Genomic DNA, 9316 nt, shown 5'->3' on the forward strand with positions numbered 1-9316 from the left:
TGATCCTAAGAAGGCCGCTGCACCTGCCAAGAAAGCTGCTGCTCCTAAGAAGGCCGCTGCACCTGCCAAGAAGGCTGCTGCTCCTAAGAAGGCTGCTGCACCTGCCAAGAAGGCTGCTGCTCCTAAGAAGGCTGCTGCACCTGCCAAGAAAGCCGCTGCACCCAAAGCTGCCGTGAAAAAGGCAGCCCCCGCAAAAAAAGCTGAGCCGGCCAAGAAGCCGGCAGCCTCTGCGGCCCCTGCAGCGCAAACCAAGCTGAACCCTCAGGCGGCCTGGCCGTTCCCGACGTCCAGCAAGCCCTGATTCCCAGCCTGGGATGACGTGCAAAGCCCGGTGCGAAAGCATCGGGCTTTTTTCATGGGCGGCCGCTGTGGTGAACGGCCGCCGCAGGGTCAGGCGCTGAAACGGTAGTTCTGCCCGCCCCGACTGGCGATCTTGGTGGCGCCGATGCGGTTGCCCAGCTCGGCACACCGCACCAGGCTCCAGCCCTGGGAGAGTCCGTGCAACAGGGCGGCCCGGAACGCATCCCCACAACCGGTGGGGTCCAGCACCTCGGCTGCCTTGACGGGAGCCACCAGGTTCTTGCTGCCCTGCTCCCACACCTCGCACCCCTGCTCGCCCAGGGTGACGACCAGTCCCTGCACCTGCTGTGCGATGGCCGCAAAGTCCAGCCCGGTGCGGTCACTGAGCATCTGGCCTTCGTAGTCGTTGACGGTCACCCAGGTGGCCAGTTCGATGAAGCGGCGCAACTCGTCCCCGTTGAACATGGGCAGGCCCTGGCCCGGATCGAACACGAACGGAATGCCCGCGTCGTGCAGTTGCTGGGCGTGCTGCAGCATGGCGTCACGCCCGTCGGGTGACACGATGGCCAGGCGGATGCCAGCGTCGGTGGGCACCGGCGTCTCGTGCGCTTGCGACATCGCGCCGGGGTGGAACGCGGTGATCTGGTTGTTGTCACGGTCGGTCATGATCATGGCTTGCGCGGTGTAGTTGTCCGCCGTGGTGCCGACAAAACGCGTGTCCACGCCGAGGCTGCGCATACGCTCCAGGTAGTCGCTAGCGTCGTTGCCCACCATGGCCAGCGGCACGGCCGGCGAGCCCAGCTGGCGCAGGCCGTAGGCGATGTTGCCGGCACAACCGCCGAACTCGCGCCGCAGGCCCGGCACCAGGAACGACACGTTAAGGATGTGCAGCTGACTGGGCAGGATCTGCTCCGCGAAGCGGCCCTCAAACGTCATGATGGTGTCGAAGGCCAGCGAGCCGCAAATGAGGATGGACATGTTGTCGGTGAAGGAGAGGATCAGGGATAAAAAACCAGGGCCCGGTAGCCGGCCATGGACAGGGCACCCGCATCGGTGATGGACAGGCGCAGGCTCAGCGGCAACGATCCCTGAGGGGGCAGCAGCACGGGGGCGCCGGGCAGCTCGCTCTGCAGGAACACGCGCCGCGCGATCACGCTGTCGCGCGTGTCGGTCAGGCTCAGTTCCAGCGCGGGCACCGCCACCGGGATGGGCGCCGTGTTCTTGATGACCACATCGAACGCGTAGAAGTTGCCGAGCCGGCGCGCCAGGGTCGAGCTGTCGATGACGACGGCATCGATGCGGCGCACAGGGCCGATCTCGCAACCCAGCGGCGCACACAACTGCGACAGCAGAGGCGCGAACTGGGGGTGGCTGGCGGCCAGCGCGTCGCGCTCGTGCACCGCCCACTGGGCACCCAGCAAACCGCCGAGCAACACCGCCAGCACGGCCAAGGCAGCGCGCACCGGTGGCGAACGCCAGAAGGCCTGGCGCCGTGCCTGGCGCACAAAGCCGGGTTCGGCGGCCTCTGGCCCCGCCATGCCCTCATCGGGCATCGGCAGATCCGGCATCGCTGGTGCGGATGCGGATGCAGGCAAGGGCTCCGCCGCAGTCGGCACCGGGGCTTCGTCGGATGCGGTGCGACCGGCCGTCTCGGCGAAACGCGCCAGTTCTGCATGGAAATCGGTGGACCGCTCGTCCACAGAAGGCGTCGATAGTGGCGGACCGATGCCCAGGGGCGATGCGTCGGCCGCCGCGTCCCGATCGGGCTTCATAGGGGAGGTCACCGCCGCCTCGTCCCGCGCCCACGGCTGCAAATCAGCGGGTGGTGCATCGGCAGGAGGCGCGGCGGGTTCAGACATTGCCTGGCCGCCGGTTTCGCTTCTGAGATCGGCGGGCATGGTTTGCCCCCAAGCCGGCGCCTCATCGAACGCGCGCTCGGGCGGCGGTGCCGAACCGTACGAAGTGTCTGCTTGGGGAGCGTGCGGACCGGGCTCAGGCGCCGGATCGTCCTCTTTCACCGATACAGGGGCGGGAGCCTCCACTGCCGGCGACGCTGCAGCTGCTGATGGAACTGGAGGTGGCGGTGGCGGCGTCCACGCCTGCAGGTACAGCGTGGCGTCGAACACGTCCGCACAATGACCACACCGCACCCAGCCGTCGGAGATCTTCAGCTGATCGGGCACGACCTTGAAGGTTGTGCCGCAAGCCGGACAGCGGGTGGTGTAGCTCATGCGCCGATTATTGCAAGCGCGGCGGGCACCGCTGCGGCACGGCCCCGGTGCATGCTCAGGCGCGGGTCGCGGTCATGAGGATCCAGCCGTCCTCTTCGTCGCTCACGGACAGCTGCACCCACGGCGCGTAGGCCTCGATCAGCTCGTCGGCCTGGCGCGCCAGGATGCCGGCCAGCACCAGCTGACCACCGGCCCTGACGTGCGCACACAGCAGCGGCGCCAGCACCTTCAGCGGCGTGGCCAGGATGTTGGCCAGCACGAGGTCGAACTCGCCGCGCGCCAGATCGGGCAGCCCGCTCTGCAACTGCACGTGGTTGTTCTCGGCGTTCAGGCGGGTCGATTCGACCGCGGCCGGGTCGATGTCCACCGCCACGATCTCGCGCGCACCGAACTTGGCCGCGCCCATGGCCAGGATGCCCGAGCCGCAACCGTAGTCGAGCACGCGCTGACCCTGCGCGCCATGGCGCGCGGTCCAACGCAGGCACATGCGCGTGGTCGGGTGGGTGCCGGTGCCGAAGGCCAAGCCCGGGTCCAGGCGCAACACCTGCTGCGCGCCCGCGGGTGGCTCGTGCCAGCTGGGCACGATCCAGAAGGTGGGCGTGATCTCGACCGGCTCAAACTGCGACTGCGTCAGCCGCACCCAGTCCTGCTCGGCCACGGCGCGCACGCCCAGCACCTGACCATCGCCAAAGAAGTCCTGCGGCGCCAGCAGCTCAGCCGCCTCGCGCGCGGCCGCTTCGTTGTTGAACAGCGCCACCACGCGCGACCGGTTCCAGCCCTCCTTGGGCGGCGGCATGCCGGGCTCGCCGAACAGCGCCTGCTCGGCCGGCGTCAGCGCGTCGGCGTCTTCCACCGACACGCTCAGCGCGTCCAGCGCGTCCAGGGCGTCGCTGACCGGCTCGACAGCCGCCTCGGCGACCAGCAGAACCAGTTCAAAAAAAGACCCAGCCGACGGCTGGGTCTGGGCTTGTGCATCAGCGTTCACGGTGCGAGAGCCACTCTTCGAGGTAATGGATGTTGGTACCGCCGGCCACGAAGCTGGCGTCGACCATCAATTCGCGGTGCAGCGGGATGTTGGTCTTGATGCCTTCGACCACCGCTTCGGCCAGCGCCGTGCGCATGCGGGCCAGGGCCTGCTCGCGCGTGTCGCCGTGCACGATCAGCTTGCCGATCATGCTGTCGTAGTTGGGCGGCACGAAGTAGTTGGTGTAGGCGTGCGAGTCCACACGCACACCGGGACCGCCGGGCATGTGCCAGGTGGTGATGCGCCCGGGTGACGGGGTGAACTTGTAGGCGTCTTCGGCGTTGATCCGGCACTCGATGGCGTGGCCCTTGAGCTGGATCTGGCGCTGCGTGAACGGCAGTTTTTCACCAGCGGCCACCGCGATCTGCGTGCGCACGATGTCCACGCCGGTGATCCATTCGGTCACCGGGTGCTCCACCTGCACGCGGGTGTTCATCTCGATGAAATAGAACTCGCCGTTCTCGAACAAGAACTCGAAGGTGCCAGCCCCCCGGTAGCCGATCTTCTTGCAGGCGGCGGCGCAACGTTCGCCGATCTTCTCGATCAAGCGACGCGGGATGCCTGGCGCCGGCGCTTCTTCGATGACCTTCTGGTGGCGGCGCTGCATGGAGCAGTCACGCTCGCCCAGGTACACCGCGTTGCGGTGCGTGTCGGCCATGATCTGGATCTCGACGTGGCGCGGGTTCTGGAGGAACTTCTCCATGTACACCTCGGGGTTGCCGAAGGCCGCGCCCGCTTCCGCCTTGGTGGTCTGCACCGCGTGCAGCAGGGCCGCCTCCGTGTGCACCACCCGCATGCCGCGCCCACCGCCGCCACCGGCGGCCTTGATGATCACCGGATAACCGATGGCCTTGGCCGTGCGCTTGATCACCGCCGGGTCGGCGGGCAAGGCGCCTTCAGAGCCAGGCACGCAGGGCACGCCGGCGCGGATCATGGCCTGCTTGGCCGACACCTTGTCGCCCATCAGGCGGATGGATTCGGGCGTCGGGCCGATGAAAGTGAAGCCGCTTTTCTCCACGCGCTCGGCGAAATCGGCGTTCTCCGACAGGAAGCCGTAGCCGGGGTGGATGGCCTCGGAATCGGTCACCTCGGCCGCCGAGATGATGGCTGGCATGCTGAGGTAGCTCTGGCCCGATGGGGCCGGGCCGATGCAGACCGCCTCGTCGGCCAGTCGGATGTACTTGGCATCGCGGTCGGCCTCGGAGTAGACCATCACCGCCTTGATGCCCAACTCGCGGCAGGCGCGCTGGATGCGCAGCGCGATCTCGCCGCGGTTGGCGATCAGGATTTTCTTGAACATGGAGCGCCGCCGCTTATTCGATGACGAACAGGGGCTGGCCGTACTCGACCGCCTGGCCGTTCTGCACCAGGATCTGGGTCACGGTGCCAGATTTGTCGGCTTCGATCTCGTTGAGGATCTTCATGGCCTCGACGATGCAGATCGTCTCGCCTTCCTTGATCGTGTCGCCCACGTCCTTGAAGGGCTTGGCGCCCGGGCTGGACGCGCGGTAGAAGGTGCCCACCATGGGCGACTTGACGGTGTGGCCCGCCGGCTCGACGGCGGCGGGAGCGGCTTCGACCGCCGCCACCGGGGCTGCGGGGGCCGCCACAGGGGCCGCGACAGCGGGCGCCATGGCATAGGTGACAGGAGCGGCCATGCCGGCCGGCGAACCCTTGACGATGCGCACCTTGCCTTCGGCTTCGGTGATTTCCAGCTCGGAAACGTTCGATTCGGACACCAGATCGATCAGTGTCTTCAGTTTTCTCAGGTCCATGGTTTTCTCCAACGAATTTCGGTCAAGTTCGGACAACTTCGCGCAAATTCAAGCAAACCAAAGTCATCGCACCCGACGGGGTGGCGCAGTGTACACGAAGGGCGCGCCATCCACCACCCGCCGCAACACCCCACATCGACGGCCCTTTGAAAGGCGACAACGAACGGGCAGTGGTGAAAAAACCGCACTCTACCCCGATTTTCGGCTCAGATACCGCCAGTTGTCGGACTCACCCCAGCTGCGCCCACTGGACCAGATCGGCCTCGGAGACCTTGCCCACCTTCTGGTGCGCGACCGCGCCGCCGGCGTCGAACACCACGCTGAACGGCAGGCCACCGCCCAGGTTGCCCAGGCTGCGGCTGAGCTCGGTACCGGCCAGGCCCGCCATACCGACCGGAAAGACCAGCGGCAGCTTTTGCATGAAGCGGCGCACCGCGCTGGGCTGGTCCACCGCCAGCCCCAGCACCTGCCAGCCGCGGCCCGCGTGCTGGGTGTGGAAGGCGTTGAGCAGCGGCAGCTCGTCCACGCAGGGTGGGCACCACGTGGCCCAGAAGTTCACCAGCAGCGGACGCCCGCGGAACTGCTCCATGGCGACCGGCTCGCCGTTGGGGCCGTCGAAGCGGCTGGCCCAGAACGCCGCCAGCTCGGGGGACTGCGCCTCGCGCGGGTGCAGGCGCCACCAGGCAACGCCGGCACCCGTGGCGCAGGCGGTCAGCGCCAGGGCGCCGGTCCACAAGGTTCTTCTTTGCATGCGGAAAACGACAAAAAATTCAATGAGTCCCAGCCGCCAGCAGGGCGCGCAGGGCCTTGGCGTCGCCCCGCGGCTTGCGCCCCAGGGCATCGGGTTTGAGGGCGCCGCGCAGACCGTCGTGGTCGTGCACCAGCAGGTGCACCAGCACCCACTGGCCGAGCGTGTTGTTGCGGCTGCGCAGGGTCAGCGCGTCCACCGGTTCGCCGCGCCAGCCGGTGGCGGTGCCGGGCTGGTAGTCCACCCGGTGGTCCAGCAGACTGAGCTCGGCTGCCTTGGGATCGTCGCAGAACAGGTGCAGGTGGATGTCGCTGTGGCGGGTGGCGATGCCGTGCCAGACGGCGCCGCCCAGGTGGGGCTGGAAGTCCTGCAGCCGGTCCATCCAGACCAGCGCCTGCTCGCGCAAGGCCTGCAGCTCGGCGGCCTGGGTGTCGGGGCAGAACACGGCGATGTACTCGCGCACCGCGGCCTCCATGGCCAGATGGTCCGGCCACGGCGCCTTGGCCGACAGGCCCAGCTGGTGGCCGGCCTGGCGCTTGGCGGGGCCGTATTCCATGCCATCCTCGACCACGTAGCGGGCGGCCACGGCGGCGATTTCACGGGTCAGGTCCGAAGGGTGGGCATCCATGCGCGGATTGTGCACCGCAGCGCTGCGCGCAGGGCGCTGCGCCGGCTTGCCCCCTGCCCTCCCAGGGCATCGCCCTAGAATCGCCGACATGCATATACATATCCTGGGCATCTGTGGCACTTTCATGGGGGGCCTCGCCGCACTGGCCCGCGAGGCGGGCCACCGCGTGACCGGCTGCGACGCTGGTGTCTACCCCCCCATGAGCGACCAGCTGCGCGCACTGGGCATCGAGCTGATCGAAGGCTTTGGCGCCGACCAGATGGCCCTGCAGCCCGACATGTACGTGGTGGGCAACGTGGTCAGCCGCGCCCGGTTGCCCGACGGCACGCCGAAATTCCCGCTGATGGAAGCCATTCTGGAAGCGGGCGCGCCCTACACCAGTGGCCCGCAGTGGCTGGCCGAACACGTGCTGCAGGGCCGCCATGTGCTGGCCGTGGCCGGTACGCACGGCAAGACCACCACCACCTCCATGCTGGCCTGGGTGCTGGAAGCCAACGGACTGAACCCCGGCTTCCTGGTCGGCGGGGTGCCCATGAACTTCGGGGTCTCGGCGCGCCTCGGCCAGGGCAAGACCTTCGTGATCGAGGCCGACGAATACGACACAGCGTTTTTCGACAAACGCAGCAAGTTCGTGCACTACCGCCCGCGCACCGCGATCCTGAACAACCTGGAGTTTGACCACGCGGACATCTTCGACGATCTCAAGGCCATCGAACGCCAGTTCCACCACCTGGTGCGCACCGTGCCCGGCAGCGGCCGCGTGGTGGTGAACGGACTGGAAGAGAGCCTGGACCGCGTGCTGCACGCCGGCTGCTGGAGCGAGGTGCGCAGTTTCGGCGCCGCGGTGAGCGACTTCAGCGCGGTGGGCGAGCCCGACACGTTCGACGTGCGGCAGCGCGGCCAGAACGTGGCGCGCGTGGAGTGGGGGCTCACCGGTGTGCACAACCAGCTCAACGCTCTGGCCGCCATCGCCGCGGCCGAACACGTGGGCGTGGCGCCGGACGACGCGGCGCGCGCGCTGGGCGGCTTCCAGAACGTGCGCCGCCGCATGGAGGTATGCGGCACGGTGGCCCGCAGCGGCGGGACGATCACCGTCTACGACGACTTCGCCCACCACCCCACTGCCATCCGCACCACGCTGGACGGCCTGCAGCGCAAACTGCGCGCCAGTGGCGACGCGGGTCGCATCCTGGCCGTGTTCGAACCGCGCAGCAACACCATGAAGCTGGGCACGATGAAGTCGCAGCTGCCCTGGAGCCTGGAAGCGGCCGACCTGGCGTTCTGCCATTCGGGCGGGCTGGACTGGGACGCCACCGATGCACTGGCGCCCATGGGCGACCGGGCGCGGGTGGCGGGCAACATCGACACACTGGTGCAGCAGGTTGTCACCGCTGCCCAGGCGGGGGATCACATTGTGTGCATGAGCAACGGCGGCTTTGGCGGCATCCACGGCCGCCTGCTCACCGCACTGTCGGCCTGACTCAGTAGCCGACGGTCTGGGTCAGCAGGTCGACCGTGACCACCGGCTTGGCCAGGGCTGCGCTGGCTGCGCGCGCGTAGGACCGGGCCCAATCCTGATGGGCCGCGTCGCGGAAGCGCTCTTCGCCCGCGGCCTGTGCCACGCACAGCACCTTGTCGGCGGTCAGCACCTTGCCGGTCAGCCGGATCGGTTCGCACTGCAGGGCGGTGAACTGCTCGTCCAGCCAGGCACGCGCCTGGTCATGGGGCATGGGTTGTGCCTCTTCGAGGTCGAAGCGGTACACCGACGGATCGGACCACTTGACAATGACTTGGCTTCGCATGGAGGGTGCTCCTGGGTTGGCTGTTGAATGCCACCCATTGTGCCGCGCCGGCCTGGGCCGGACCCCGACCCAGATCAAACCCGGTGCGGGTCGCCGCCGTGGTTCTGCGCCGCCCGCAGCGGCGAATGACGCACTTCGCGCAAGATGCTCGACGGCGCGGACTGCTCGGATGCACTGCCCTCGCGCGCCCGGGCGTCCTGCGCCAGATCGGCCTGATCAAATTGCAGGGCAAGCACCGCCAACCGGGTGTCGGCGGCCGCGCGGCGGGCGCTGTCGGCGTCGGTGGTCACGCCGCCCGCGTAGTACAGCGAAGCCAGGTGGTGGGCCACCGAGCCGCTCGGCAGCCCGGTGCGCGCCACCAGTTCGTCCAGCCGCGCCGGCTGGGCCATCAGCTCGCGCATGAGCAGCAGGTGCAGGTCATCGAACCAGCGAGGGGGCAGGCGAGGCACGCGGCGCAGGTGCACCGTCTGCTCGCGGTAGCGCTCGGGCAACAGGTCGCGCCGGGTGCGCACGGCATAGGTCCAGAGCACCCGGTGCAGCGGCAAGCGCATGAACGACGGCGGGATGTCGCCAGCCAGGTTCGGCCGCGGCGTCCAGTCGGCCATGTCGATGTCCACCGGACGGGCCGGGATGAACAGCCCGGCGAGCCAGCGATCCAGGTCGATCACGGCCAGCAGACGCCCGTCGTGCAGCACGTGCACCACGCCCTTCTTGACCTGCCGCAGGTGCTCGATCAACCGCGCGCCCAGCGCGAACTGGCTGCGCAGCGGCCGCAGCCAGGCCTCAAAGCGCAGCAGGCGCTGGCGCA

At 68.3% G+C, this 9316-nt stretch carries 10 protein-coding genes and 2 pseudogenes; 2 read left to right on the forward strand and 10 right to left on the reverse strand.

Annotated features, from left to right (window positions below; all coding sequences use genetic code 11):
* Positions 1-301, forward strand: a pseudogene (locus ACR2JA_RS02310) (hypothetical protein); the annotation flags it as partial.
* A gap of 89 nt (positions 302-390) precedes the next feature.
* On the opposite strand, the gene ACR2JA_RS02315 reads toward ACR2JA_RS02310, so the two are convergent.
* From ACR2JA_RS02315 to ACR2JA_RS02350, 8 genes and pseudogenes are all read right to left on the reverse strand, one after another.
* A complete protein-coding gene (locus ACR2JA_RS02315; protein ID WP_434007522.1) occupies positions 391-1278 on the reverse strand; it encodes a carbohydrate kinase family protein in 888 nt (295 codons plus the stop codon).
* Between the two features lie 20 nt (positions 1279-1298).
* A complete protein-coding gene (locus tag ACR2JA_RS02320) occupies positions 1299-2072 on the reverse strand; it encodes a DUF3426 domain-containing protein (protein WP_434007531.1) in 774 nt (257 codons plus the stop codon).
* Positions 2073-2426: 354 nt separating this feature from the next.
* Positions 2427-2531, reverse strand: a pseudogene (locus ACR2JA_RS02325) (zinc-ribbon domain-containing protein); the annotation flags it as partial.
* A 55-nt stretch (positions 2532-2586) separates the two neighbouring features.
* The gene (gene prmA / locus ACR2JA_RS02330) at positions 2587-3516 is read right to left on the reverse strand and encodes a 50S ribosomal protein L11 methyltransferase (protein WP_434007523.1); all 930 of its coding nucleotides are present in this window, start codon (positions 3514-3516) and stop codon (positions 2587-2589) included.
* Positions 3506-4855: an acetyl-CoA carboxylase biotin carboxylase subunit gene (accC, locus tag ACR2JA_RS02335; RefSeq protein ID WP_434007524.1), complete on the reverse strand. Its 1350-nt coding sequence runs from the start codon at positions 4853-4855 to the stop codon at positions 3506-3508. Before accC ends, prmA begins: the two co-directional genes overlap by 11 nt.
* A 13-nt stretch (positions 4856-4868) precedes the next feature.
* Positions 4869-5330 (reverse strand): acetyl-CoA carboxylase biotin carboxyl carrier protein, encoded by a 462-nt coding sequence (accB, locus tag ACR2JA_RS02340; RefSeq protein ID WP_434007525.1) that lies wholly within the window; start codon positions 5328-5330, stop codon positions 4869-4871.
* A gap of 229 nt (positions 5331-5559) precedes the next feature.
* The gene (locus tag ACR2JA_RS02345; protein ID WP_434007526.1) at positions 5560-6081 is read right to left on the reverse strand and encodes a TlpA disulfide reductase family protein; all 522 of its coding nucleotides are present in this window, start codon (positions 6079-6081) and stop codon (positions 5560-5562) included.
* A gap of 19 nt (positions 6082-6100) precedes the next feature.
* Positions 6101-6706: a hypothetical protein gene (locus ACR2JA_RS02350; RefSeq protein WP_434007527.1), complete on the reverse strand. Its 606-nt coding sequence runs from the start codon at positions 6704-6706 to the stop codon at positions 6101-6103.
* On the opposite strand from ACR2JA_RS02350, the gene mpl reads away from it, so the two are divergent.
* Positions 6705-8186 (forward strand): UDP-N-acetylmuramate:L-alanyl-gamma-D-glutamyl-meso-diaminopimelate ligase, encoded by a 1482-nt coding sequence (gene mpl, locus ACR2JA_RS02355; protein WP_434007528.1) that lies wholly within the window; start codon positions 6705-6707, stop codon positions 8184-8186. The genes ACR2JA_RS02350 and mpl overlap by 2 nt on opposite strands.
* 1 nt (position 8187) lies before the next feature.
* Here mpl and ACR2JA_RS02360 read toward each other — a convergent pair whose 3' ends face one another.
* Both ACR2JA_RS02360 and ACR2JA_RS02365 read right to left on the reverse strand, forming a co-directional pair.
* The gene (locus ACR2JA_RS02360; RefSeq protein ID WP_434007529.1) at positions 8188-8508 is read right to left on the reverse strand and encodes a hypothetical protein; all 321 of its coding nucleotides are present in this window, start codon (positions 8506-8508) and stop codon (positions 8188-8190) included.
* 74 nt (positions 8509-8582) lie between these two features.
* Positions 8583-9316, reverse strand: a 734-nt coding sequence (locus tag ACR2JA_RS02365; protein WP_434007530.1) for a hypothetical protein, incomplete at its 5' end; no start/stop codon positions are given.

Source organism: Hydrogenophaga sp. (genome assembly GCF_051007235.1).
Taxonomy (GTDB): Bacteria; Pseudomonadota; Gammaproteobacteria; order Burkholderiales; family Burkholderiaceae_C; genus Hydrogenophaga.